Source organism: Streptomyces sp. NBC_00322, assembly GCF_036147535.1.
GTDB lineage: Bacteria > Actinomycetota > Actinomycetes > Streptomycetales > Streptomycetaceae > Streptomyces.
Window position 1 is genome coordinate 2,152,579 of record NZ_CP108019.1, and the last position, 23,863, is coordinate 2,176,441.

Consider the following 23,863-nt stretch of genomic DNA (forward strand, 5'->3'; position numbering starts at 1 on the left):
GGTCCCCCCGCCGAAGGCAGGGGGAGAGCCGACGCGGAGCGTCGGCGACTGACGCAACGCAGCATGGGGGCACCTCCCGTGCCCGAAGGGCTACGGGGGAGTGCGTGCCGGGGCCCGCGAGCCCGGCAAGATCGGCCGGACAGGACCTAGGCCATTGGGGCTGACGCCCCCACGCCCCCGGGGACCGCCCGCTACGCGGCGCATGGAGGCTCCGCCGTCGACCGGCGGGCAGCGATGTGGCGCACCCGCAGAGCCCGGCGGGCCGTAGCGTCAGGCCACGGAACCTATCCGCCCCGCCGGAACCTCCGTGCCGTCGTGGTGGATGGGGGTGTGCGCTCCCGTCAGGGAGGCTCCGCTGCCGCCACGGCGGTTCGCCACGATCTCCGCCGCGATCGACAGCGCCGTCTCCTGTGGCGTACGCGCGCCGAGGTCCAGGCCGATGGGGCTGCGCAGGCGTGCCAGTTCGAGTTCCGTGACGCCGACCTCGCGCAGGCGCCTGTTGCGGTCCTCGTGCGTGCGGCGTGAGCCCATCGCGCCGACGTACGCGACGGGAAGCCTGAGGGCCAGTTCGAGCAGAGGCACGTCGAACTTGGCGTCGTGGGTCAGGACGCAGAGGACCGTACGGCCGTCCACCTCCGTCGACTCCAGATAGCGGTGCGGCCAGTCGACCACGACCTCGTCCGCCTCCGGGAAACGCGCGGCGGTCGCGAAGACAGGGCGCGCGTCGCAGACCGTGACGTGGTAGCCGAGGAACTTTCCGACCCGTACCAGCGCCGACGCGAAGTCGATCGCGCCGAAGACGATCATCCGCGGCGCCGGCACCGAGGACTCGACGAGGAGGGTCAGCGGGCGGCCGCAGCGCGCGCCGTCCTCGCCGATCGCGACGGTGTCCGTGCGGCCCGCGTCAAGAAGGGCCCGGGCCTCGCCCGCCGCCGTACGGTCGAGTTCCGGGTGGCCGCCGAGGGAGCCTTCGTACGAGCCGTCGGGCAGCACCAGCAGCGCCCGGCCCAGCAGTTCGGACGGTCCGTCGGTGATGCGGGCGAGGGCCGCCGCCTCTCCTCGGGCAGCAGCCGCGAGTGCCGCGGGGAAGACCCCGCCGCTTACCGGGGTGACCAGGATGTCGATGATGCCGCCGCAGGTCAGACCGACGGCGAAGGCGTCCTCGTCGCTGTAGCCGAACCGCTCGAGGACGGTGAGACCGTCCTCGAGCGACTGCTGACACAACGCGTACACCGCGCCTTCGACACACCCTCCGGAGACCGACCCGATCGCCGTGCCGTCGCTGTCCACGGCGAGTGCCGCGCCCGGCTGCCGGGGCGCGCTGCCGCCGACGGCCACCACGGTGGCGACGGCGAACTCGCGTCCCTGCTCGACCCACCGGTTCAGCTCGTCGGCGATGTCCAGCATGTCGGTCTCCTCAAGGGTGTTTGTGAGGCTGCGGAAGGGAGCTAGTTGACTCCCAGCCAGCCCTCGATCGGGTGAAGGGCGAAGTACGCCAGGAAGACGGCGGACAGCACCCACATCAGCCAGCCGACGTCGCGGGCCCTGCCCTGGACGGTCTTGATCAGGACGTGGGCGATGACGCCCGCCGCGATGCCCGCGGTGATCGAGTACGTGAAGGGCATCAGCACAGTCGTGAGGAAGACCGGGATCGAGGTCGCCTGGTCGTTCCAGTCGATGTGCTTGGCGTTCGTCAGCATCATCGAGCCGATGACGACGAGCGCGGCGGCGGCCACCTGGGTGGGGATGACCTGGGCCAGCGGGGTGAAGAACAGGCAGAGCGTGAAGGCGAGACCGGTGATGACACTGGCGAGGCCGGTGCGCGCACCGTCGCCGACGCCCGCGGTGGACTCGACGAACACCGTCTGGCCGGAGGCACCGGCGAGACCGCCCAGCGCGCCACCCGCACCGTCGATGGCGAGCGCCTTGTTGAGGCCGGGCATCCTGCCCTTGTCGTCGGCGAGGCCCGCCTGCTGGCCGATGCCGATGATGGTGCCCATGGCGTCGAAGAAGCCGGCCAGCACCAGGGTGAAGACGATGACGCCGACGGTGATGCCACCGACGCTGCCGATACCGCTGAAGGAGACGCTGCCGAAGAGGCCGAAGTCAGGGGTGCTGACGATGGAGCCGGTGATCTCGGGCGCGTTCAGTCCGCCCCAGGCCTTCTTGTCGAGGCCCGCGAACTGGTGGACCAGCGCCGCGAAGGCCGTGCCGCCGACGATGCCGATGAGGATCGCGCCGGGGACCTTGCGGACCTGGAGCAGGAAGATCAGCAGGACGGTGACGGAGAAACAGAGCACCGGCCAGCCGGTGAGCATGTCACTCGTACCGAGCTGGATCGGCTTCGCGCCGGAAAGGCCGCCGGGGCCGGGCATGGAGGTGACGAAGCCCGCCTGCACCAGGCCGATGAGGCAGACGAAGAGGCCGATGCCCATGGTGATGGCGTGCTTGAGCGCCAGTGGGATGGCGTTCATGATCAGTTCGCGCAGACCGGTGACAACGAGCAGGACGATCACGAGACCGTAGATGACGCACATGCCCATCGCGTTTTCCCAGGTCATCTCCGGAGCGACCTGGAATGCCATGACGGCGGAGACGCTGAGTCCCGCGGCGAGGGCGAGCGGCACATTGCCGATGAAGCCCATCACGATGGTGGTTGCGGCGGCGGCGAATACGGTCGCGGTGGTCAGCTGATCACCGTCGAGCCTGTGACCGGCCGCATCGGGCACCGACAGAATCACGGGGTTGAGAAGGATGATGTACGCCATCGCCATGAAGGTGGTGATGCCGCCACGCACCTCCCGACCGATGGTCGACCCTCGCTGGGTTATGTGGAAATACCGGTCGAGCCAAGACCGCCCGGCGGGCTGGCGCGTTCCCGCGCCGGCGTCCTCCGCCGTGGTCTTGGTCTCAAGGGACTGCTGGGTCATGGTGCCTACTCCCAAGGTTCACAGGGGCACCCGCATGGGGACTCGAGATCGCGGGATTTGGGATGGTGCGTTGGCTGCACGACCCGGGGGACGGCCCGAGACGAACTTGGTTGGTGCTGCGTCACTGCTGTGTTTACTGCTGGTTCACTGCGGGGTTTTCCAGAGACCGCGAGCGGTGCGGTACTGGGGTTCTCCGGGCAGCGCGACGGGCCGGGAATTGTGACGTTCTCGTCAGTCGCGGCGCACCGCCCGGAGAGCTCGTGAATCAGGTACCGGTGAGGTGCTCGGGGCGGACCGGTGTCCTGTTCAGCTCCAGACCCGTCGCGTTCCGGATCGCCGCGAGGACGGCCGGAGTTGACGAGAGGGTCGGGGCCTCGCCGACGCCGCGCAGCCCGTAGGGCGCGTGGTCGTCGGCCAGTTCGAGTACGTCGACGGGGATGGTCGGCGTATCGAGGATGGTGGGGATCAGATAGTCCGTGAAGGAGGGGTTGCGCACCTTCGCGGTCTTCGGGTCGACGATGATCTCCTCCATGACCGCCACGCCCAGGCCCTGGGTGGTGCCACCCTGGATCTGGCCGACGACGGACAGCGGGTTGAGTGCCTTGCCGACGTCCTGGGCGCAGGCCAGTTCGATGACCTTGACCAGGCCGAGCTCGGTGTCCACCTCCACCACGGCGCGGTGCGCGGCGAAGGAGTACTGGACGTGGCCGTGGCCCTGGCCGGTGACCAGGTCGAAGGCCTCGGTGGGGCGGTGACGCCACTCGAGCTCCAGGTCGACCGCCTCGCCTTCGAGCACGTCCACCAGGTCGGCGAGGACCTCGCCGCCGTCGGTGACGACCTTGCCGCCTTCGAGCAGCAACTCGGCGGTGGCCCACGCCGGGTGGTACGAGCCGAACTTGCGGCGGCCGATCTCCAGGACCTTCTCGCGGACGTTCTCGCAGGTGTGCTTCACCGCGCCGCCCGTCACGTACGTCTGGCGGGATGCCGACGTCGAACCGGCGGAGCCGACCTGGGTGTCGGCCGGGTGGATCGTCACCTGCGTGACGCCGAGCTCGGTGCGGGCGATCTGCGCGTGGACGGTGACACCTCCCTGGCCGACCTCCGCCATCGCGGTGTGCACGGTCGCGACCGGCTGGCCGCCCACGACCTCCATGCGCACGCGGGCCGTTGAGTAGTCGTCGAAGCCCTCGGAGAAACCGACGTTCTTGATGCCGACCGCATAGCCGATGCCGCGGACGACGCCCTCGCCGTGGGTGGTGTTGGACAGACCGCCCGGCAGGGCGCGTACGTCCGCCTCCTCGCCGGCGGCGAGCCACTGCTGCTCGGGCGGCAGCGGCATGGCCTTGACACGGCGCAGCAGTTCGGCGACCGGGGCCGGGGAGTCGACCGGCTGGCCGGTCGGCATGATCGTGCCCTGCTCCATGGCGTTGAGCTGACGGAACTCGACCGGGTCCATGCCCAGTTTCGCCGCGAGCTTGTCCATCTGTGCCTCGTACGCGAAGCACGCCTGGACCGCGCCGAAGCCGCGCATGGCGCCGCAGGGCGGGTTGTTGGAGTAGAGCGCGAGCGCCTCGATGTCGACGTCTTCGAGGACATACGGGCCGACGCTCAGGGAAGCGGCGTTGCCGACGACCGCCGGGGAGGCCGACGCGTACGCGCCGCCGTCCAGGACGATCCTGCACTTCATGTGCGTGAGCTTGCCGTCCTTGGTGGCGCCGTGCTCGTAGTAGAGCTTCGCCGGATGCCGGTGCACGTGTCCGAAGAAGGACTCGAACCGGTTGTAGACGATCTTGACGGGCTTGCCGGTACGCAGGGCGAGCAGGCAGGCGTGGATCTGCATCGACAGGTCCTCGCGGCCGCCGAACGCGCCGCCGACGCCGGAGAGCGTCATCCGCACCTTGTCCTCGGGCAGGCCGAGGACCGGGGCGATCTGGCGGAGGTCGGAGTGCAGCCACTGGGTGGCGACGTACAGCTCGACGCCGCCGTCCTCGGACGGCACGGCGAGGCCGGACTCGGGGCCGAGGAATGCCTGGTCCTGCATGCCGAAGGTGTACTCGCCCTTGACGATCACGTCCGCGCGCTCGGCGGCCTCGTCGGCGTTGCCGCGGACGATGGGCTGGCGGTGCACGATGTTCGGGTGCGGGACATGGCCGATGTGGTGGTCGTCGCGGCCCTCGTGGACCAGGATCGCGCCGGGCGCGGTCGCGGACGCCTCGTCCGTGATGAGCGGCAGCTCGGCGTACTCGATCTTGATCTTGGCGGCGGCGCGGCGTGCGGTCTCCGGGTGGTCGGCGGCGACCAGGGCCACCGGCTCGCCGTGGTGGCGGACCTTGCCGTGGGCGAGAACCGGGGTGTCCTGGATCTCCAGGCCGTAGTTCTTCACTTCGGTGGGCAGGTCGTCGTAGGTCAGCACGGCGTAGACGCCGGGCATCGCGACGGCCTCGCCGATGTCGATCGACTTGATCTCGGCGTGCGCGACGGTGCTGCGGAGCGTGTGGCCCCAGAGCATGTCCTCGTGCCACATGTCCGAGGAGTACGCGAACTCGCCGGTGACCTTGAGGGTGCCGTCGGGCCGCAGCGTCGACTCGCCGATGCCGCCCTTGGTCTGCGAGCCCTGGGTGAGGTTCGTGGGGGTTCCGGTGGTGGCCATGGCTGTCAGACCGCCTCTTCCTGGCGGGCGGCCGCGAGGCGGACCGCGTCGAGGATCTTCTCGTAACCGGTGCAGCGGCAGAGGTTGCCGGAGAGCGCCTCGCGGATGTCCGCGTCGGACGGCTCGGCATTGCGCTCCAGCAACTCGTCGGCGGCGACCAGCAGACCGGGGGTGCAGAAACCGCACTGGACGGCGCCGGCGTCGATGAACGCCTGCTGGATCGGGGAGAGCTGGCCCTGCCCGCCGGCCTGACCGTCCGTGGGCTTGGCCTCCCAGCCCTTGGCGGTGTCCAGCGAGGTGCCGCAGGCGCCGGTGGCGCAGCCGCCGTGCTCGGCGCGCTGCGTGGCGTAGTCCGCCAGGCCCTCTACGGTGACGACCTCGCGGCCCTCGACCTGACCTGCGGCGACGAGGCAGGAACAGACCGGCACGCCGTCCAGGCGGACCGTGCAGGAGCCGCACTCGCCCTGCTCGCAGGCGTTCTTGGAGCCCGGCAGGCCCATGCGCTCGCGCAGTACGTAGAGAAGGCTCTCGCCCTCCCACACGTCGTCGGCTTCCTGCTGACGACCGTTGACCGTGAAGTTCACGCGCATTATGCGACTCCCTCAATGCTGCGGCCGTTGCCGCGGTAGGACTCCCACGTCCAGCCGAGCGTGCGGCGGGCCATGATGCCGACCGCGTGGCGGCGGTAGCTGGCGGTGCCGCGCACATCGTCGATGGGGCTGCAGCCGGCGGATGCGAGCTCCGCGAACTGCTTGGCGATCGACGGGGTGATGATCTTCTTGCTGTCCCAGAAGCCGCCCTCTTCGAGCGCGGCGTTCAAGAACTCCTCGGCCGCCTTCGCCCGGACCGGGGTCGGGGCGGCGGAGCCGATGCCGGTGCGCACCGTACGGGTCTCGGGGTGCAGGGCCAGGCCGAAGGCGCAGACGGCGATGACCATCGCGTTGCGGGTGCCGACCTTGGAGAACTGCTGCGGGCCGTCGGCCTTCTTGATGTGCACGGCGCGGATGAGCTCGTCCGGGGCCAGAGCGTTGCGCTTCACGCCGGTGTAGAACTCGTCGATCGGGATCAGGCGGCTGCCGCGCACCGACTCGGCCTCGACCTCGGCGCCCGCGGCGAGCAGCGCCGGGTGGGCGTCGCCGGCCGGGGACGCGGTGCCGAGGTTGCCGCCGACGCCGCCGCGGTTACGGATCTGCGGGGAGGCCACGGTGTGCGACGCCAGCGCCAGACCGGGCAGCTCGGCCCGGAGGTGGTCCATGATCTGGGTGTACGGCACGGAGGCGCCCAGGCGGACGTTGTCCTCGCCGACCTCCCATTCGCGCAGCTCGCCGATGCGGTTCAGGTCCATGAGGTACTCGGGCCGGCGGTGGTCGAAGTTGATCTCGACCATCACATCGGTGCCACCCGCGATGGGGACAGCGGTGGGGTGCTCGGCCTTGGCGGCGAGCGCCTCCTCCCAGCTGGCGGGGCGAAGGAAGTCCATGAGTGGCTCTCTTCTTCTTAATCGGGGTCGTTCGTCGCAACGGGCCCGGGACGGCCGGCCCTCGACTGGTTATTCATGTGCCGTTAACGCGGTGTGGCCCAAGTACACAAGGCGTGCCCCGCCCGGTGCAGTCACCGAAACCATGAAGGAGTTGGCTGGTCGCCTGTCTCGTCTTGTAGATTCGAACGAAAGGCGAGGCTCAGTAACCTCACTGTTTTCCCATGAAAACCGTGGCCATGGGCCACCGGCAACAACGAGACAGATCGGCGGCGACGAGATGCGGCTGCACGCACTTCTGGAGACCGAAGCGCTGGGGCTGCGGCTGCTCGGCGGCGAGGACGAACTCGACCGCGGCGTACGTGGTGTGATGACGACCGACCTGCGGGACCCGAGCCGCTATCTCTCGGGCGGCGAACTGGTACTTACGGGGCTCGCCTGGCGGCATTCGGCCGAGGACTCGGAGCCGTTCGTCCGGATCCTGGCGAGCGCCGGGGTGGCCGGTCTGGCGGCCGGCGAGGCCGAACTGGGGAACATTCCCGGTGATCTCGTGGAGGCGTGTTCTCGCCATCGACTGCCACTCTTTGCAGTTAATGAATCTGTTGCATTCGCGACGATCACAGAGTATGTCGTGCGCCAGGTCTCCGGCGAGCGCGCCGGTGACCTCGCGGCAGTCGTGGACAGGCACAGAAGGCTGATGACGTCGGGTCCCGCAGGCGGCGGCCCCGAGGTCGTTCTGGACCTCCTCGGCTCCGACCTGGACCTTCGCGCCTGGGTGCTCTCCCCCACCGGCCGCCAGATCGCGGGCGCGGGCGACCCGCTGCCCGGCCCGGTGAGCGCCACGCTCGCGGGCGAGCATCTGGCCGCCACCCGTACCGGCCGCCGCGGCCCGCACCGCGCGACCATCGCAGGAGCGACGTACTCCCTCTTCCCGATCCGCAACACCGGACGCGGAGCCGCCCCCGCGTCCCGCGACGTACGCGAGAGTGTCCTGTCGGACTGGCTGCTGGCGGTCGAGGCCGACGCGGGCGACTGGCCGGCCGCCCGGCTGGATCTGCTGCAGGGCGTGACCCAGCTGATCGCCGTCGAGCGGGACCGGCGCGAGGCGGCCCGTACGGTACGGCGCCGGCTCGCCCAGGAAGTCCTCGAACTGGTCCAGACGGGTGCCGCGCCCGCCGAGATCGCGGCCAGGCTGCGGGTGGCCGCCCCCGTACTGCTGCCCGGCCTCGGGACCGCGCCGCACTGGCAGGTCGTGGTGGCCCGGGTGGAGTGGGAGCAGGACGGGGCAGCGGGGGCCGCGATCGAGGCCGGTCCCGTCGCCCAGTCCCTGCTGGAGGAGATCCTGGTCGACCCGATGGCCGAGGGCGCCGACTCCGGCGACCGGATCGCGGTCGCCCACACCGGCGACGAGGCGATCGCGCTGGTTCCGCTGCCCGCCCTCCCCGTCGACCCGGAGGGCCCGGACGTCGAGTCCACGGAGGCCGGACTCCACGCGGACGCGCTGCTCGGCTCCGTACGCGACCCGCTCTCGGCCGGTCTCGACGGCGACGGGCGGCTCACGCTGGGCGTCAGCGCGGCCGTCAGCTCGGCGGAGGGCCTGCGCGGCGCGCTGGAGGAGGCCCGGCACGCCCGCCGGGTGGCCGCGGCCCGCCCGGGCCGGGTCTGCGCGGCCGGCCACCACGAGCTGGCCTCGCACGTCCTGCTGCTGCCGTTCGTCCCGGACGACGTGCGCCGCGCCTTCACGGCCCGGCTGCTGGACCCGCTGCGCGATTACGACCGGCGGCACCGGGCGGAGCTCATCCCGACGCTGGAGGCGTTCCTGGACTGCGACGGGTCCTGGACGCGGTGCGCGACGCGGCTGCATCTGCATGTGAACACCCTGCGGTACCGGGTGGGCAGGATCGAGCAACTGACGAGCCGTGATCTGTCGCGCCTGGAGGACAAGCTGGACTTCTTCCTGGCGCTGCGGATGAGCTGACTCGGAGTCCGCCGAGCCCGATGCTTGACGCGCACCCCGCCCCCGCTCGCCACAGTCACCCACACGAGGGATGGCATAGCCCATCGAGTTGACGCGCCACCCATCTCTCACCACACGATTGTGAATTCATTCACCTGACCCCTTGGCCAGGCATGCCTATCCATGCTGAGATGCGGGCAGACCCAACAGCTCAATGGCGTGCTCGGGGAGGGCAAGTGGCGCATACCGCCATGTCTGGTTCCGGAACCACTGCAGGTGACGATCCACTCCAGACCGCGGTATGGCGGCTGCGTTCGCGCGGCTGTTGGACCGACGCAGCGGCTCTGCTCACCGCCCACGCGGCCGATCCGGCGGCGGCGCTCGAACGGGCCGGACTGCTCGTCGAGCGCTGCCTGTTCACCGGCGAGGGCTGGGCCGACGCGGAGGACGCGCTGCGTACGGCGGAGGCGGTGGCCGGGGACGACGAGGAGCGCGGCGGCGCGGCGTGCGAGCGCGGGCGGCTGGCGTACGCGGCGACCGTTCTCGGCGTACGCGACCGCGCCGACGAGGCCCGCGCGGCACTCGGCCGGGCCGCGGCGCTGCTCGCCCCCACCTCGCCGGGACGACCACTGCTGGACTTCCGCCGCGGCCTGGTCGCCGAGCACATCGCCGACTCCCCGCAGGCGGCCCTCGCCGCCTATCAGCGGGCGCACGCCGGAGCGGCCGCGCACGGGGACACGCTCCTGCTCTCGTTCACCTGGCACCACCAGGCCGGACTCGCCCTGCGCGAAGGGGAGTTGGCGCAGGCACGGCACGGCTTCGCCGAGTCGCTGCGGATCCGCGAGGAGCTCGGCTATCTGATCGGCACGGCCCCGACGCTGGCCGCGCTCGCCGACTGCGAGGCGGAACCGGAGGCGAGCCGGCTACGGGCGGAGGCGGGGCGGCTGTTCCGGCTCCTGGGCGGCGTACCGGTGTGGCTCGGCGCCCAACTGGCCCAGACGGTGCCGGTCCAGTCCTCCCCGGTCCAGTCCCCTCCCGTTCAGTCCTCCCCTCCGCAGCCCGAGCCCGCGGCATGACCGGCGGCATGACCGGCGCGAGGAGCCACCGGTGAGCGCCCGCCGGACGGACGGCCCCGTCCCGGAACCTCAGTCGCCCTGGGACGAGATCACGACCGGCCTGTGGATGGGCGGCCATGTCTGGGCCGACGCGGACGGCCGCCATCTGGACGCCGTCGTCGACCGTGAATTCGACCTGGTGATAAGCCTGTTCACCCGCCAGGGCCACGGCCCGCCCGAGGGCGTCGAACACCATGTCGTCCCGATCCCGGACGACTGGCTGACCTCGGAGCAGATCGACGAGGTCCTCCGGCTGGCGCTCATCACCGCCGACGCCGTACGCGCCGGCCGCACCGCGCTCGTACGCTGTTACTCCGGCTACAACCGCTCGGGCCTGGTGGTGGCCCAGACCCTGATCGAACTGGGCCACGACGGCGCGGGAGCGATCGATCTGATCCGGCGCAGGCGCTCGCCGTGGGCCCTGCACAACGTCGCCTTCGAGCAGTACCTCACGACCGGCCTGGACATCGCCTCACTGCTGACGGGCCTGGAGTCACCGTCCTGAACATCCGGCTCACACCAGCCAGGCGAGGGCCCTGACCGGATTCATGACCAGCAGTACGAGGACGACGGCCACGACGACCCAGAGAACTCCCCGCCCACGGCGCCGCCGCGCCTGCCGCTGCCGATCGGGCCACGCCCGCCACGCCTCGGGCTCGGCCCGCACCTGAGTCCTGCCGCGCTTGCCCATACGCACCCTGCCCTGCCGCCGGGCGGCCTCCTCGTCCTGCCGCCGCAACCGCTCGGTCACCATCCGCGCCCGCGCGGACGGCTCCTTCGGCGCGGCGAGCCGTGCGGGTCCCTCGCTCTCCCGCTGAAATTCCTCCCAGGCCTCGTCGGGTATGGACGGCTCCGGCAGCTCCGCGGACATCAACGACCCCCCGTTTGTTCGGACTTCGGCAACGGCTCAACACCGCACAAGCGGCACAGATTAGTGCAGCCATGGCCAAGGGTCATCGGTGGGTGGGCAGGGGACGCCGCGACCGGATCGGGCCGTCAGGCCTCCGCGCCCGTGAAGTGCTCCCTCACCAGCGACTGCACCACCGTCAGGTCCTCGGCCACCAGCGCCTCCAGCAGTGCCATGTGTTCCGCCGCGTCCGCCACCAGGTCCGCGCGGCGGGTGACCGGGGCGCTCGTCAGGGGCCATTGGGAGCGGCGGTGGAGGTCGTCCGCGACCATCACGAGTTGCTGGTTGCCCGACAGGGCGAGTACCGCGCGGTGGAAGGCGCGGTCTGTTTCCGCGTAGGCGGCGCGGTCGCCCGTTGCCGCCGCGGCTGCCGTCGCGTCGGCCAGGGGGCGCAGCGCCGACCAGCCGGCGGCCGGGATCGTGCGGGCCAGGCGGAGCATGACCGGGATTTCGATCAGCGCGCGGACCTCGGCGAGTTCGGCCAGTTCGCGGGCGCTGCGAACGGTGACGCGGAAGCCGCGGTTGGGGACGACCTCGACCGCGCCCTCGATGGCAAGCTGCTGCATCGCCTCGCGTACGGGTGTCGCCGAGACACCGAAGCGTTCGCCGAGGACGGGCGCGGAGTAGACCTCGCCGGGGGCCAGCTCGCCGTCGACGAGGGCCGTGCGCAGGGCTTCGAGGATCTGGCCGCGGACCGAGTGGCGCTGGACCGTGCGGGGGGCCGTGCCCGGTGCGGGGGGCTCGCTGTGGGTGTGTTCGCCGCGGGCCTGTTCCGGGATGAGGGGACGAGCGGGCCGGGAGTCCGCCGGACCTGCCTGTTCGGGGACGTGCGGGGACGCGAAAAGCCGCGGCGTCGCGGCGTCGCGCGCTCGGGCCTGCTCCACTCGGGTCCTCCTCCGGACGGGGGTCTGGCCCGGCTCGCGTACGCATGGGCCCTTGTGCACCATAGGCGGACGAGACAACAGTTCAAACATCGATCGCGCCGGGTAAGGTAAGGCTAACCTCCTAACGATCGCGATTCGGTGGTCCCCGGCATGACCCGTCCCGCCCTGCTGCCCGCCCTTGCCTCGCCCGTCCAGGACGCCTACGCGCGCCTGGCCGAGGTCTTCTCCGGGCTGGGGATACGGGAGCTCTCGGACGGCGAGCAGGCCCCCGTGGGCGGCGGCTGGGTGGGCGCCGCGGAGCTCGCGGCCGGTGGGCCCGCCCTCAACGCCTTTCTCGCCTGGGACAACGCGCAGGTCCTGCGGGACCACGGACAGCAGGCCCGGCCCGACGTCATCGCCGGCTTCGGCCTGCATCGCTACGCCTGGCCCGCCTGTCTGCTGATCACCGTCCCCTGGTTTCTCCACCGCCGTGTGCCGCGCCTGCCCGTCGAGGACGTCGCCTTCCAGCGGACGCTCGGCCGCATGACGGTCCGCGTGAGGGAATTCACCTGCCTGCCGGGCGACCGGGCCGCGCAGCTGCCCGGCGCCCGCGTCGTACCGGACGAGGAAGCCCTGTGCGCCGCGGTGCGTGACGCCGTCGCCGAGCACATCGGGCCCGTACTGGACGGCTTCGCTCCGCGGATGCGGCGCGGCAGGCGCGCGCTGTGGGGCATGGCGACCGACGAGATCGTCGAGGGCCTGTGGTACGTCGGGCAGCTGCTCGGCGAGGAGCAGCGCGCGGTGGCGGAGCTGGAGCGGCTGCTGCCGGGCACCACCAAGCCGTACGTCGGGAGCGCCGGCTTCCGCGAGCTCACCGGCCCGGGCGGCGAACTGCTGCCGACCCGCGACCGGACCGGCTGCTGCCTCTTCTACACCCTGCGGCCCGAGGACACCTGTGTCACCTGTCCGCGCACGTGTGACGCGGACCGCGTGGACCGGCTGCGGCCGAACGTCTGATCTCTCGTATGCCGGTTGACACGCCATCCGACCGGGTGACGTAAATCGAACCAACTCCCCTTGCTCATACGACAGTTCGAGCGAAACGCACCTATCCGTATGCCCTGGTGCCCCATTGGCGTTCTCTTGCCCCGAAACCCCTTGGGGGCGCTGGGACTTCGGCCACTATGGCGGCCGAAACGCTCTACCGCGATGCAAGGGACACCGCCCATGAGACTGACCGACATATCACTGTGGCTGCTTCCTGGCGGCGTGATGCTCCTGGGGTGCCTGGGCGCGGTGACGGTGTTCACACGCGGCAAGCGCGCCAGTGACAAGGCCTCCGACGACTCCTGGGAACGCAGCGAGGAGCGCCGGCGGCGCAAGGAGGCGATCTACGGTACGGCCTCCTATGTGCTCCTGTTCTGCTGTGCCGCCGTCGCCGCCGCCCTCTCGTTCCACGGCCTCGTCGGCTTCGGCCAGCAGAATCTCAACCTCACCGGGGGCTGGGAGTATCTCGTCCCCTTCGGTCTCGACGGCGCCGCCATGTTCTGCTCGGTGCTGGCCGTGCGCGAGGCCAGCCACGGTGACGCGGCGCTCGGCTCGCGGCTGCTGGTGTGGCTGTTCGCGGGCGCGGCCGCCTGGTTCAACTGGGTACACGCGCCACGGGGGTTCGGCCACGACGGGGCCCCTCAGTTCTTCTCCGGGATGTCGCTGTCGGCAGCCGTCCTGTTCGACCGGGCGCTCAAGCAGACCCGCCGGGCGGCGCTGCGCGAGCAGGGCCTGGTGCCCCGCCCGCTGCCGCAGATCCGCGTCGTGCGCTGGCTGCGCGCTCCCCGGGAGACCTTCGGCGCCTGGTCGCTGATGCTTCTGGAGGGCGTACGCACCCTGGACGAGGCGGTGGAGGAAGTCCGCGAGGACCGGCAGCTGAAGGAGCAGAACCGCCTGCGCAGGCGGGACCGGGAGAAGATGGAACGGGCGCAGATAAGGGCACTCAACCGGCAGCACCGGGCCTGGGGGCGCGGGCGCCACCGGCTGTCCGAACTGCGCTCGGAGCTTCCCGCCCTGGGCTCCGCAACCGGTTCGGCACAGGCCGCCTCGGGCGGCGTCGGGTCCGTCGCGGAGCCTGCCATAGCCGAGCCGGGACAGCTGCCGTTTCGTTCCCGGCCCTCCCTGCAGGCCGTGAAACCGGCCAACGGCACTGAGCCGCGCACGATCGACCTCACCGCCGAGGACGACACCCAGGCGCTGCCGCGTCTCGACTCCCTGGAGCGGAAGCTCACGGATCTCGAGCGGCAGTTCGGCTGAGGGCGCCGCAACCCGTACGAAGGCCGGTCTGCGAAGGTCAGACCGGCCTTCCGTGCAGCTCGAACCAGACCACCTTGCCGACGCCGTGTGTATGGACGCCCCACGCGTCGGCCAGGCTCTGCACCAGCACAAGCCCGCGGCCGTGGGTGTCCAGGTGCGCCGCCGGTGCGCGTGGAACCGGCAGTCCGGCCATGAAGTCCCGTACCTCCACGCGGAGGGTGGAGGCCGCGACGGTCGCCGTGACGACCGCGCCGTGATCGGTGTGGACCAGCGCGTTGGTCACCAGCTCGCTGGCCAGCAGCTCCGCCACGTCCTTCGTGTCCTGCCCTCTCCAGTGCCGTAACAACTCCCGTAAAGCACGTCGCACTTCAGGCACAGCGGTGAGATCCGCACAGCCCAGCCTGCGATGCAGCTGACCGCGCCCTTCTCCCTCCGCCCCGGATTCCCGGCCGCACCCGCTCGCCGCCGGTCCGGCCCCTCCCTGACGCCCCGTCATCATCCCCACCCGCACGTCGGAACAGCCCCTTCTCCGGAATGACTCCCTTTGTCGAACACGCTCACGGACATGCATTCCCCGAGCGGGGAGCACCACTCATGTCGATTCATCAACCACATGCCGGGCCGGACTCAGGGCCTCGGTACGTTTCGGAGGTTGGAGCGAGCCAGCTGCACCATCCGGCCCACGCCGCCGTCCAGCACGACCCATGGAGGGAGCGGTTACGCCTCCCAGATGGCGACAGCCGTACGGTCGTCGGCGTACCCCTTCACCCTCAGCTGGGTGTCGGCGAGGAACGCCGCAAGGCCGGGCGGCTCGGCGGGGGTCCAGCGCACGGCCAGCTCCTCGGCGAGGGCGGGCTCGCCGCGCAGCGGCTCGGCCAGGCCCGTACTGCACAGCAGCAAGGTGTCGCCCGGACGGGCCACCGAGGCACGGAAGCGGAAGGGTTCGGTCGGTGGCGGGGGCGGTGCCTCGATGTACGGCGAGGGCGGCGTCGCGATCCCCAAGTCCATGGTGAGCCGGTCGCCCTCGGGGGTCTCGGCGGGCGGTGACCCGAATCCGACGACGGCGTCGCCGGTGACTGCCGCGCGCTCGGGGACCGAGGGCTCGATGTCCTGCCAGACGCCGTCGCGCAGACGGAAGAGACCGCCCCCGCCGACGCCGAAGAACACCCGGGTGCGGCACTCGGGATCGGCGGAGAGCAGCAGACAGCGCAGATGGGCGGTGTACTCCTCCGGCTGGACCCCGAGCTCGGCGGCGCCGGCCCGCAGCTTGCCGAAGCTGCGGTCGGTGAGCCGGTGCAGCCCGGATTTGAGGTCGCCGCGGCGGCCTGCCCTTATGTCTTCGGAGAGCCGGGCGTGGCTGCGGCCGACGGCTCCGCCGATCCAGCGGCAGGCGTCGGCGGCGGCGAGATGGGCGCCCTCGGCGGCGCGGGCGCCGCTGGCGACGGCGACCAGGACGAGCGCGGCATCGCCGGTGCCGAATCGGGCGGTGAGCAGGGCGTCGCGGCGCGGCTCGCCGCGGTAGCGCGCGGAGTCGCCGCGGCTGGAGACGGCGCGCAGGGTGTATGTGCCGTAACGGGCGCCGTCGAGCACGGTGTCGGCGACGAGTTCGTCCAGGTCCTGGGGCTGGGCCGGGGGCAGGGCCGTGGGCTCGGCGTCGTAGGTGGGCGGGCCGTCGCCGACGTGGCCGGCCTGGGGACGGGCGGGAGGCGTGGGCGGAGGGCCGGCCGACTCCTGGGGAGGGAGCGGGACTTGGGAAGGCGGCTCGGCGGGGCGCGGCGGCTCGGGAGGGAGTTGGGCGGGCGGGGGCGCAGTGCGCGGCGGCTCCCACGACGCGCGTTGCCTCGGGGGCGCGGCCGGCCGCGCCGGGGTGCTCGGCGACGCGGCGGGCGGAGCGGGAGCGGAGACGTCCGCGGGGTGCGTCTCCCACCAGGCGCGCGGGCGCATCCGGTCCGGCGCCGGGCCCGGTTCCGGGTCCCACTCCGGGTCCGGTTCTCGCGGCTCGGGTGCGTCGTCCGCAGCCACCGCATCCGCCGCCGAGTCGAATCGGTCGTCAAGCGTGTCGCCCGCTCTCGCCGCGGGCCCGGTGTCCGGGGCGGACGCGTCGTACAGCCGGTTCCACCAGTCGTCCTCGGTGGCGGGCCTCTCCCCCTGCTGACTCATGCCCTTATTGTCCACCGCACGGGCGGTACGAAAACGGGGCATCCGGAAAAAGAGACGTTCGACGGGTGGTCCGCCGGGCGTCCCAACCCCCCACGGGAAGGACGTCCGGCGGACCGTTTCGTGGTCAGCGCAGGGCGTATGCGTTGGCCACGAGCTGGATGGCGGAGTCGCAGAGCTTTGTACGGGTGCCGGGACAGGCGCGAAATGCACTGTTGCCGGAGGCTGTTGGTGCTGCGGTGGCGCCACATTGGCAGAGCGGCCACCGGAGCAGGGATGATGTGCGAGGCGGAAATACGCCGTGGCCGGTTTCCGCCATCACGTCCGAAGAAGCGCACGTCCGGGGAGGGGTGGGGTCTGGTGCTGGGAGCGATAGGTCTCGACGAGAGACAGGAGTCGGCATACCGCGCGCTCGTCGCGCTCGGGGCGGCGGAGGTCACGGATCTCGCGCACCGGCTGGCCCTGCCGGAGCCGGACACGGAACGCGCGCTGCGCAGGCTGGAGCAACACGGCCTCGCCGCACAGTCCTCGGCGCGTACGGGACGCTGGGTGGCGGCGCCGCCGGGAGTGGCGCTGGGGGCACTGCTGACCCAGCAGCGGCACGAGCTGGATCAGGCCGAACTGGCGGCTGCGCTGCTCGCCGAGGAGTACCGCGCGGAGGCCGCCGAGCCCGCCGTGCACGATCTGGTCGAGGTGGTGACCGGCGCGAGCGCCGTCGCGCACCGTTTCGTACAGCTGCAGCTGGGTGCGACCGAGGAGGTCTGCGCCCTGGTCACCGGCAATCCGGTCGTGGTCTCCGGAACGGACAACGAGGCGGAGGAGAAGGCCGCGACTCGTGGCGTCACCTACCGCGTGGTGGTCGAGCGCGAGGTGCTGGCCATGCCCAGTGGGATCACGGAACTGAGCGCGGCGCTCGGCCGCGACGAACAGGTCAGGGTGGTGGAGCGGGTCCCGACCAAACTGGTTGTCGCGGACCGGACCCTGGCGATGGTTCCGCTGACCGGGCGGGGGGCCGAGCCCGCGGCCCTCGTCGTCCATGCGAGCGGTCTCCTCGAATCGCTGACGGGCCTGTTCGAGGCGGTGTGGCGGGACGCCCTGCCGATACGGCTCGGCGCGCGCGGCGACGTCTGTGAGGAAGCGGCTCCTGCGCCCGACGCCACGGACCTGGAGATCCTTTCGCTGCTGCTCGCCGGGATGACGGACGCGAGCGCGGCCAAGCAGCTGGACCTGGGGCTGAGGACCGTTCAGCGCCGGGTGAAGGGGCTGATGGACCTGACGGGCGTGACGACCCGGCTGCAGCTCGGCTGGCATGCGTACGCGAGGGGCTGGGTGGCTCGCGACCTGCGGGGTTGAGCGGGATCCTGCACCCTTGGCAGATGGGCGTGTGGCAGCTCCTGCTGGTCGGCCTGGTGATGCTGCTGGGCCTGCTCGGGGTTCTCATACCCGGTGTGCCGGGGCGGTGGCTGGTGTGGGCCGCGGTCATGTGGTGGTCGCTGCACGAGAAGACCGGAACGGCCTGGGCCCTGCTGGTGGGCGCGACGGTGGTCCTGCTCGTCGACCAGGTACTGGTGTGGCTGCTGCCGCCGCGCCGGGTGCGCGACGTTGGAGTCACCCGCCGGATGGTCGTGTCCGCGGGCGTGGGGGCGCTGATCGGCTTCTTCCTGATACCGGTGGTGGGCGCGATACCGGGATTCATCGGGGGGATCTACGGATCGGAACGGCTGCGACTGGGCGGGCACGGGCCCGCGGCGGCCTCGACGCGAGCGGTGATGCGGGCGGTGGGGACGAGCGTTCTGGTGGAGCTGTTCGCGTGTCTGCTGGTCATGGGGGCGTGGATGGGCGCGGTGCTGGCGGGCTGAGCGGTTCCCTGAACTGCGGCTCGGCTGCCGCGCCCACGCGCTGAACCCGGACAGAAGTCCTAGGACCCGACGAGGTCCCGTATCCGATGCGGTGGACGAGGTACGCGTGTGAGGCTGCATGCATGACCGAATTCAGCGAGGCCGAGCGCGCGTATCTCGCGTCCCAGCGGCTGGGACGGCTGGCGACCGTCGACCCCAAGGGCCAGCCGCAGGCGAACCCGGTCGGCTTCTTCCCCCAGGACGACGGGACGATCCTGATCGGCGGGTACGCCCTCGCGACGACGAAGAAGTGGCGCAACCTGCAGGCGAATCCGAAGGTGGCGCTGGTTGTCGACGACATTGTGAGCCTGCGCCCGTGGAGGGTGCGGGGGGTGGACATCCGGGGGGAGGCGGAACTGGTGACGGGGCCGCATGAGCTGGGGCCGCACTTCAGCGAAGAGCTGATCCGGATCCACCCGAAGAAGATCCACAGCTGGGGCTTGGAGTAGGGGTGTATCCCCCACCCCGCCCTCCCCCTACGGCCTGGCGGCCGTGGGAGGTACCCCCATCCCGTAACCATCGGGCTTCGCCCCCTGGACCCCCGAATACGACCTTCGGCCGCATGTCCTCAAACGCCGGACGGGCTGAATTTCCGCCGGTCGGCCTGAAGATTCAGGCCGACCGGCGGGAGATTTCAGCCTCGCCGGCATTTGAGGCGCGGGGGTCCGGGGGGCAGCGCCCCCGGTGTTACCGGGCGCCGCCGCGCTTCGCCTGAAGCGCCGCCCGTCCCTCCGCCCCCTTCTGCTTCCAGTCGCGCCGGATCTCCGCCCGCAGCCTCGCGTCCGTCTTCGCAACGATGCGCTTGTTCTCCCGCAGGAGCTTGCGGTAGCTGTCCAGCCGCCGTTCCGGCAGCGAACCGTCCTCGACCGCGGCGACCACCGCGCAGCCCGGTTCCGCCACGTGCGCGCAGTCGTGGAAGCGGCACTCCTGCGCGAGGTCCTCGATCTCGGAGAAGACCTGCCCGACGCCGGCTTCGGCGTCCCAGAGCCCGACGCCCCGCAGCCCCGGTGTGTCGATGAGTACGCCCCCGCCGGGCAGGGCGAGGAGGTTGCGGGTCGTGGTGGTGTGGCGGCCCTTGCCGTCGACGTCGCGGATGGCCTGCACGTCCATCACGTCCTCGCCGAGCAGCGCGTTCGCGAGCGTCGACTTGCCCGCCCCGGACACGCCGAGCAGCACGCTCGTCCCGCCGGACACGACGGCGGCGAGCACTTCGACGCCTTCGCCGGTCGCCGAACTGACGGGCAGCACCTGTACGCCCGGCGCCGTCGTCTCCACGTCCTGGACGAGATACGAAAGCCCCCTCACGTCGGGCACGAGGTCGGCCTTGGTGAGCACGACCAGCGGCTGCGCCCCGCTCTCCCACGCGAGCGCGAGGAACCGCTCGATCCGCCCGAGGTCGAGTTCGACGGCGAGCGAGACCGCGATGATCGCGTGGTCGACGTTGGCTGCGAGGATCTGCCCCTCGGAGCGGTTCGACGAGGTGGAGCGTACGAAGGCGGTACGGCGCGGCAGATAGGTCCGTACGAATCGGGGGTCGCCGTCCCGGTCGACGGCGGCCCAGTCACCCGTGCAGATCACCCGCAGCGGATCGTGCGGGGTCACGAACGCCGTGTCGGCGCGGACGAGCCCGTCGGCGGTGACGACATCGCACTGCCCGCGGTCGACGCGTACGACCCGGCCGGGCAGCAGCCCCTGCTCGGCGTACGGAGCGAATGCGGCGTCCCAGCTCTCGTCCCAGCCGTAGCCGGACAGCGGGTGCGAGGAAGCCTGAGAAGAAGAGGAAGAAGAGAAAGACAAGGGGAAACCCTTCACAGGGTGGCCCCGGCATCGCGCTCGTCGGCGCGGAGGGAGAAGGAAGGTCAGCCGGAGACCACAGGGGTGGGAATGATGATCTTCTGGACCTGGGCAGCACCCAGCGCAGCGACAGTCATCACGGTCCTCACCTCCTGTTCTCGTACGGCGGCCCGGCGCGGGGTTTCGTACCGCCGCCGGGAACGAGGCAACGATGCCCGGCGGCGGTGTGAGGCGTCAACCTGTTTTCCGGCGCGGCGGCGCGCCTGAACAAGCCCCCGGCCCCGGCGAGTTCCCCGCGCTGCCGACGCCGGCGGAGGAGTCCCGCCCTGTCACCTGATCGGCCGCCTCGCTTGGGCCACTCGCGCACGTTATGTATCCATACGCTCACGCCGTGTGGCGAGCCCTCATGATCGCCCATAGCTTCGCCTCATGACGAAACGACAGCTCATGTGCCTCACATGCATCGCAGTCGTCGTGGTCTCGGGACTGGGCGCAGCCGCCCCGTCCTCCGCCGCGGCCATGCACACGGTGCACCCGGGCGAATCGATCCAGGAAGCGGTGGACGCCGCCGAGCCGGGAGACACCATCGTCGTCTCACCCGGTACGTACCGTGAGAGCGTCCTTGTCACCAAGGCGAACCTGACCCTGCGCGGGTGGGGGACGGCGACCGTCATCAAGCCGGGAGCGGCCACCACACCGGCGGCCAACTCCTGCGCCGCGAGTGGCAACGGTATCTGTGTGACGGGCACGGCGGCCAAGACGGTCGACGGCGTGACCATCCGGGGACTGACTCTCACAGGCTTCAAGAAGAACGCCGTCTGGGCCTCCGACACCGACCGTCTGACGGTCCGGAACGTGATCGCGGAGAAGAGCGGGGTCTGGGGCATCGCCCAGCAGAAGTCCACCCGTGCCCTGTTCAAGGGCAACGTCGTCCGGGACAGCGGCGATGCGGGAATCTTCATCGCGAACACGGTCGACGCCGAGGGCGGGGCGACCGACACCGGGGGCACGGTGATCGCGGGCAACCAGCTGACCGGGAACCGTATCGGAGTCACCGTCAGACGGGTCCGGAACCTCACTGTCAGCGGCAACTACATCAGCGGGAACTGCGCGGGCGCGTTCGTCGTGGGCGACGAGTCCAAGCCCGCGGCCGGCGCGATGACTCTGCGGGCCAACATGATCGTCGCGAACAACAAGTCGTGCCCGGCCACCTCCCGCCTCCCCGCCATCCAGGGCTCCGGAATCGTCCTGACCGGCGCCGAGTCGACGGTGATCCGCGCCAACTACGTCGCCGACAACGTCGGCGCCTCGCCTCTGTCCGGCGGAATCGTGCTGTTCCAGAGTTTCGTGGGCGCCCAGAACACCGCCAATGTCATCACGAACAACCAGCTGGAGGGCAATAAGCCCGCGGACCTCGCCAATCGGGGCAGCGGTACGGGCAACACGTTCACCGGCAATGTCTGCCAGGCCTCCGAGCCCGCAGGAATGTGCTGACCGGTGTTCCCCTTCACCTGGAGAATCGAGGCGGTATGACCACCGTAAGTCCCAGACCCACGCCGGCGGTCGGCTCCCCTGCCGAGCCGGCCGCTCCCCCGCCGGCCATGCGCCTGCGGGAGCTCGTGTTCGGGGCGGCCTGCGCCGCCGCCGTACGCGCGGCGGCCCGGCTGGGTGTCGCCGACGCCCTCGGCGAGGAACCTGCCACGGCCGAGGAGCTCGCCGCCGAGCTGAACACCGAGCCGCAGCCGCTGCGCCGGCTGCTGCGCGCCCTGTCCTGCTACGGCGTCTTCGCCGAGACTCAGGACGGGAGCTTCTCCCATACCCAGATGTCCCGCATGCTGCGCGAGGACGATCCGGGCAGCCTGCGCTACATCGCCCTGTGGTGCACGGAGCCGTGGACCTGGGACGCCTGGCCCCGCCTCGACGAGGCGGTGCGTTCGGGCGGGAACGTGTTCCAGGAGCTGTACGGCAAGGGCTTCTTCGAGTATCTGCACCAGGATGCTCACGAGTCGGCGCATGTGTTCAACCGGGCCATGACCACGTCCAGCGTGCAGTCGGCGCTGGAGGTCGCGGAGCTCCTCGACCTCACCGGTGTGGGCGTGGTCGCCGACATCGGCGGCGGCCAGGGGCATGTGCTGGCCAGCCTGCTGGAGAAGCACCCGGGCCTCAGGGGCACGCTGCTGGATCTGCCCGATGTGGTGGCGAAGGCGGATCCCCGGCTGCTTACGGGCGGTTCGCTCGCCGAGCGGGTGCGCATCGTGCCCGGGGACTGCCGTGAGGACATCCCGGTCGAGGCCGATCTCTACATCATCAAGAACATCCTGGAGTGGGACGACGAGTCCACCCGCAGGACCCTGCGGAACATCGTCTCGGCGGCCCGCCCCGGGGCGAGGGTCGTCGTCATCGAGAACCTCGTCGACGACACCCCCTCGATGAAGTTCACCACCGCCATGGATCTGCTTCTGCTGCTCAACGTCGGAGGTGCCAAGCACACCAGGGCGAGCCTGGTGGAGCGCATCACCCGCGCGGGCCTGCTGATCGGTGAGGTCCGGCCCGTCAACGCGTATCTGCACGCCTTCGAGTCGGTCGTCCCCGGCTGATCCGGTACGCCTCGATCCGGTACACCACGAACGCCTCGGGCCCGGCTCCAACTGAGCCGGGCCCGGGGCGTTTTGTCGTGTCGGGTGTCAGACGGTGGCGTCACGCTCCCAGGCGTAGAACTGACGGGCCATCGCGTCCTTCGGGCTGCGCCAGGTCTCCGGGTCGTACGGGCTGACGAAGGCCTGGAGCCGGTCGCTGATGTCCTTGAACGCGGGGTGCTGCGTCACCTTTGCGATCTCGGGGCCGGGTGGCCGTTCCGACTCGATCAGATGCAGATACACGTCGCCGAACTGGAACAGCTTGCGCCGGGTCACCCCGACGAGGTGCGGCAGTTCGCCGGCGTCGGAGGCCGCGAACAGCTCGGCGATGCCCGGAGCCGACTCCGGCGCCATACGGGCGACGATCAGAGCGTGGTGCACAGGAGCTTCCTTTCCCGGCCGGGCTCCTCGCCCGGCCTGGTTTTCTCGTCGGACGGCTTCAGTTGACGGCGGCGGAGCGGCGCTCGCGGTCGCGCTGTTCGATCTTGTCCCGGATGAGCTCCATCTGGATCTTGGAGTTGCGGTTGATGTTGTCGGTCATCCAGTCGTCGTCGACCGGGGCGTCCGGCTTCATCGCGAAGTCCTGCGTCCAGTGCATCCGGGTGCCGCCCGGGACCTCCGTGTACTCCCAGCGGATGTTCATGTGCTCGAAGGGGCCCGTCTCGACCCTGCGGGCCGTGACCTTGCCGCCCTTGCGGTCGGTCGTACGCTCCGAGACCCAGCTCCAGACCTTGCCGTTGTCGTCGGGGTGCATGGTGAGGCGGAAGGTGGTCTTGCTGCCCTTGCGCTCCAGGATGTCGACCGACGCGTACTCGCTGAACAGGCCGGGCCAGTTCTCGATGTCGTTGGTCATGTCCCAGACGAGGTCCAGGGGGGCGGCGACGGTGATCTCGTTCTCGGTGTGTCCAGGCACGTCAGGCTCCAGTCATGAGGGTGTTGTTGACGAGGTCGAGGAACTCCCGCGGGGTCTTGCAGCGGTCCGCGTCGGGAGGCAGCGGACGGCCGTGCCGGTTCTCCAGCTCGCCGACGATGCCGAGCAGGCCCAGGGAGTCGAGGCCGAACTCGTCGAAACCGGAGTCGGGCCGGTTCGCGAGGTCGACGGGGTCCACGGTGAGACCGGCGCCCTTCTTCATCAGGGCGGCCAGTTCTTCGATGGTCAGTCGGTCGGACATGGG

Annotated in this window: 23 protein-coding genes; 10 read left to right on the top strand and 13 right to left on the bottom strand. The window is 70.9% G+C overall.

What is annotated here, in order from left to right; genetic code table 11:
• Window positions 1–270 precede the first annotated feature (270 nt).
• The 5 genes from OG905_RS09735 to OG905_RS09755 form a co-directional block, all read right to left on the bottom strand.
• Complete coding sequence (locus tag OG905_RS09735) at window positions 271–1,407, bottom strand: XdhC family protein (RefSeq protein WP_328667330.1); 1,137 nt, start codon at window positions 1,405–1,407, stop codon at window positions 271–273.
• 41 nt (window positions 1,408–1,448) lie between these two features.
• Window positions 1,449–2,930 carry an NCS2 family permease gene (locus tag OG905_RS09740; RefSeq protein WP_328667331.1) on the bottom strand — a complete coding sequence of 494 codons (1,482 nt, stop codon included), beginning with the start codon at window positions 2,928–2,930 and terminating at the stop codon, window positions 1,449–1,451.
• Between the two features lie 265 nt (window positions 2,931–3,195).
• Window positions 3,196–5,580: a xanthine dehydrogenase family protein molybdopterin-binding subunit gene (locus OG905_RS09745; protein WP_328667332.1), complete on the bottom strand. Its 2,385-nt coding sequence runs from the start codon at window positions 5,578–5,580 to the stop codon at window positions 3,196–3,198.
• 5 nt (window positions 5,581–5,585) lie between these two features.
• Window positions 5,586–6,170, bottom strand: a complete 585-nt coding sequence (locus tag OG905_RS09750; protein ID WP_328667333.1) for a (2Fe-2S)-binding protein — start codon at window positions 6,168–6,170, stop codon at window positions 5,586–5,588.
• Window positions 6,170–7,060 carry an FAD binding domain-containing protein gene (locus tag OG905_RS09755; protein ID WP_328667334.1) on the bottom strand — a complete coding sequence of 297 codons (891 nt, stop codon included), beginning with the start codon at window positions 7,058–7,060 and terminating at the stop codon, window positions 6,170–6,172. Before OG905_RS09755 ends, OG905_RS09750 begins: the two co-directional genes overlap by 1 nt.
• 277 nt (window positions 7,061–7,337) lie before the next feature.
• Between OG905_RS09755 and OG905_RS09760 the strand changes: the two genes are divergently transcribed.
• The 3 genes from OG905_RS09760 to OG905_RS09770 all read left to right on the top strand — a co-directional run bounded on the left by OG905_RS09760 (window position 7,338) and on the right by OG905_RS09770 (window position 10,634).
• Window positions 7,338–9,035 (top strand): PucR family transcriptional regulator, encoded by a 1,698-nt coding sequence (locus OG905_RS09760; protein WP_328667335.1) that lies wholly within the window; start codon window positions 7,338–7,340, stop codon window positions 9,033–9,035.
• Window positions 9,036–9,265: 230 nt separating this feature from the next.
• Complete coding sequence (locus OG905_RS09765) at window positions 9,266–10,090, top strand: hypothetical protein (protein ID WP_328667336.1); 825 nt, start codon at window positions 9,266–9,268, stop codon at window positions 10,088–10,090.
• Window positions 10,091–10,121: 31 nt separating this feature from the next.
• Complete coding sequence (locus OG905_RS09770; RefSeq protein WP_328667337.1) at window positions 10,122–10,634, top strand: protein-tyrosine phosphatase family protein; 513 nt, start codon at window positions 10,122–10,124, stop codon at window positions 10,632–10,634.
• 9 nt (window positions 10,635–10,643) lie between these two features.
• Here OG905_RS09770 and OG905_RS09775 read toward each other — a convergent pair whose 3' ends face one another.
• The gene (locus OG905_RS09775) at window positions 10,644–11,000 is read right to left on the bottom strand and encodes a hypothetical protein (RefSeq protein ID WP_328667338.1); all 357 of its coding nucleotides are present in this window, start codon (window positions 10,998–11,000) and stop codon (window positions 10,644–10,646) included.
• 125 nt (window positions 11,001–11,125) lie between these two features.
• Complete coding sequence (locus tag OG905_RS09780; RefSeq protein WP_443043917.1) at window positions 11,126–11,920, bottom strand: GntR family transcriptional regulator; 795 nt, start codon at window positions 11,918–11,920, stop codon at window positions 11,126–11,128.
• 150 nt (window positions 11,921–12,070) lie between these two features.
• On the opposite strand from OG905_RS09780, the gene OG905_RS09785 reads away from it, so the two are divergent.
• Together OG905_RS09785 and OG905_RS09790 are read left to right on the top strand one after the other, a co-directional pair.
• Window positions 12,071–12,916: a (2Fe-2S)-binding protein gene (locus OG905_RS09785; RefSeq protein WP_328667340.1), complete on the top strand. Its 846-nt coding sequence runs from the start codon at window positions 12,071–12,073 to the stop codon at window positions 12,914–12,916.
• 210 nt (window positions 12,917–13,126) lie between these two features.
• Window positions 13,127–14,203, top strand: a complete 1,077-nt coding sequence (locus OG905_RS09790) for a DUF2637 domain-containing protein (protein ID WP_328667341.1) — start codon at window positions 13,127–13,129, stop codon at window positions 14,201–14,203.
• 37 nt (window positions 14,204–14,240) lie between these two features.
• Here OG905_RS09790 and OG905_RS09795 read toward each other — a convergent pair whose 3' ends face one another.
• Both OG905_RS09795 and OG905_RS09800 read right to left on the bottom strand, forming a co-directional pair.
• Window positions 14,241–14,699, bottom strand: a complete 459-nt coding sequence (locus OG905_RS09795; RefSeq protein WP_328682147.1) for an ATP-binding protein — start codon at window positions 14,697–14,699, stop codon at window positions 14,241–14,243.
• Window positions 14,700–14,920: 221 nt separating this feature from the next.
• Window positions 14,921–16,363 (bottom strand): protein phosphatase 2C domain-containing protein, encoded by a 1,443-nt coding sequence (locus OG905_RS09800; protein WP_328667342.1) that lies wholly within the window; start codon window positions 16,361–16,363, stop codon window positions 14,921–14,923.
• A gap of 357 nt (window positions 16,364–16,720) precedes the next feature.
• Between OG905_RS09800 and OG905_RS09805 the strand changes: the two genes are divergently transcribed.
• The 3 genes from OG905_RS09805 to OG905_RS09815 all read left to right on the top strand — a co-directional run bounded on the left by OG905_RS09805 (window position 16,721) and on the right by OG905_RS09815 (window position 18,707).
• On the top strand, window positions 16,721–17,713 hold the full coding sequence (locus OG905_RS09805; RefSeq protein ID WP_328667343.1) for a helix-turn-helix domain-containing protein: 993 nt from the start codon (window positions 16,721–16,723) through the stop codon (window positions 17,711–17,713).
• A 23-nt stretch (window positions 17,714–17,736) separates the two neighbouring features.
• Window positions 17,737–18,219, top strand: a complete 483-nt coding sequence (locus OG905_RS09810; RefSeq protein ID WP_328667344.1) for a DUF456 domain-containing protein — start codon at window positions 17,737–17,739, stop codon at window positions 18,217–18,219.
• Between the two features lie 122 nt (window positions 18,220–18,341).
• Window positions 18,342–18,707, top strand: a complete 366-nt coding sequence (locus OG905_RS09815) for a PPOX class F420-dependent oxidoreductase (protein WP_266482465.1) — start codon at window positions 18,342–18,344, stop codon at window positions 18,705–18,707.
• 238 nt (window positions 18,708–18,945) lie between these two features.
• Here the strand turns inward: OG905_RS09815 and rsgA are convergent, their stop codons facing one another.
• The gene (gene rsgA, locus OG905_RS09820) at window positions 18,946–20,055 is read right to left on the bottom strand and encodes a ribosome small subunit-dependent GTPase A (protein ID WP_328667345.1); all 1,110 of its coding nucleotides are present in this window, start codon (window positions 20,053–20,055) and stop codon (window positions 18,946–18,948) included.
• Window positions 20,056–20,481: 426 nt separating this feature from the next.
• Here rsgA and OG905_RS09825 point away from each other — a divergent pair, with 426 nt between their 5' ends.
• Together OG905_RS09825 and OG905_RS09830 are read left to right on the top strand one after the other, a co-directional pair.
• A complete protein-coding gene (locus tag OG905_RS09825) occupies window positions 20,482–21,546 on the top strand; it encodes a right-handed parallel beta-helix repeat-containing protein (protein WP_328667346.1) in 1,065 nt (354 codons plus the stop codon).
• 35 nt (window positions 21,547–21,581) lie between these two features.
• Window positions 21,582–22,649: a methyltransferase gene (locus tag OG905_RS09830; protein ID WP_328667347.1), complete on the top strand. Its 1,068-nt coding sequence runs from the start codon at window positions 21,582–21,584 to the stop codon at window positions 22,647–22,649.
• 87 nt (window positions 22,650–22,736) lie between these two features.
• Here OG905_RS09830 and OG905_RS09835 read toward each other — a convergent pair whose 3' ends face one another.
• From OG905_RS09835 to OG905_RS09845, 3 genes are read right to left on the bottom strand one after another with little or no spacing between them, the layout of a single operon-like run.
• Window positions 22,737–23,069: a TcmI family type II polyketide cyclase gene (locus tag OG905_RS09835; RefSeq protein WP_328667348.1), complete on the bottom strand. Its 333-nt coding sequence runs from the start codon at window positions 23,067–23,069 to the stop codon at window positions 22,737–22,739.
• A gap of 58 nt (window positions 23,070–23,127) precedes the next feature.
• On the bottom strand, window positions 23,128–23,601 hold the full coding sequence (locus tag OG905_RS09840; RefSeq protein ID WP_328667349.1) for an SRPBCC family protein: 474 nt from the start codon (window positions 23,599–23,601) through the stop codon (window positions 23,128–23,130).
• A gap of 1 nt (window position 23,602) precedes the next feature.
• Window positions 23,603–23,860 (bottom strand): acyl carrier protein, encoded by a 258-nt coding sequence (locus OG905_RS09845; RefSeq protein ID WP_142213054.1) that lies wholly within the window; start codon window positions 23,858–23,860, stop codon window positions 23,603–23,605.
• Window positions 23,861–23,863: the final 3 nt, after the last annotated feature.

Excerpts from the sequence above, each read along its gene's own strand:
- OG905_RS09795 (WP_328682147.1), bottom strand. The coding sequence starts at position 14,699 with ATGACGGGGCGTCAGGGAGGGGCCGGACCGGCGGCGAGCGGGTGCGGC.
- OG905_RS09810 (WP_328667344.1), top strand. The coding sequence starts at position 17,737 with ATGGGCGTGTGGCAGCTCCTGCTGGTCGGCCTGGTGATGCTGCTGGGC.
- OG905_RS09735 (WP_328667330.1), bottom strand. The coding sequence starts at position 1,407 with ATGCTGGACATCGCCGACGAGCTGAACCGGTGGGTCGAGCAGGGACGC.
- OG905_RS09750 (WP_328667333.1), bottom strand. The coding sequence starts at position 6,170 with ATGCGCGTGAACTTCACGGTCAACGGTCGTCAGCAGGAAGCCGACGAC.
- OG905_RS09790 (WP_328667341.1), top strand. The coding sequence starts at position 13,127 with ATGAGACTGACCGACATATCACTGTGGCTGCTTCCTGGCGGCGTGATG.
- OG905_RS09760 (WP_328667335.1), top strand. The coding sequence starts at position 7,338 with ATGCGGCTGCACGCACTTCTGGAGACCGAAGCGCTGGGGCTGCGGCTG.
- OG905_RS09775 (WP_328667338.1), bottom strand. The coding sequence starts at position 11,000 with ATGTCCGCGGAGCTGCCGGAGCCGTCCATACCCGACGAGGCCTGGGAG.
- OG905_RS09830 (WP_328667347.1), top strand. The coding sequence starts at position 21,582 with ATGACCACCGTAAGTCCCAGACCCACGCCGGCGGTCGGCTCCCCTGCC.
- OG905_RS09745 (WP_328667332.1), bottom strand. The coding sequence starts at position 5,580 with ATGGCCACCACCGGAACCCCCACGAACCTCACCCAGGGCTCGCAGACC.
- OG905_RS09815 (WP_266482465.1), top strand. The coding sequence starts at position 18,342 with ATGACCGAATTCAGCGAGGCCGAGCGCGCGTATCTCGCGTCCCAGCGG.
- OG905_RS09785 (WP_328667340.1), top strand. The coding sequence starts at position 12,071 with ATGACCCGTCCCGCCCTGCTGCCCGCCCTTGCCTCGCCCGTCCAGGAC.
- OG905_RS09755 (WP_328667334.1), bottom strand. The coding sequence starts at position 7,060 with ATGGACTTCCTTCGCCCCGCCAGCTGGGAGGAGGCGCTCGCCGCCAAG.
- OG905_RS09765 (WP_328667336.1), top strand. The coding sequence starts at position 9,266 with ATGTCTGGTTCCGGAACCACTGCAGGTGACGATCCACTCCAGACCGCG.
- OG905_RS09740 (WP_328667331.1), bottom strand. The coding sequence starts at position 2,930 with ATGACCCAGCAGTCCCTTGAGACCAAGACCACGGCGGAGGACGCCGGC.
- OG905_RS09800 (WP_328667342.1), bottom strand. The coding sequence starts at position 16,363 with ATGAGTCAGCAGGGGGAGAGGCCCGCCACCGAGGACGACTGGTGGAAC.
- OG905_RS09845 (WP_142213054.1), bottom strand. The coding sequence starts at position 23,860 with ATGTCCGACCGACTGACCATCGAAGAACTGGCCGCCCTGATGAAGAAG.
- OG905_RS09825 (WP_328667346.1), top strand. The coding sequence starts at position 20,482 with ATGACGAAACGACAGCTCATGTGCCTCACATGCATCGCAGTCGTCGTG.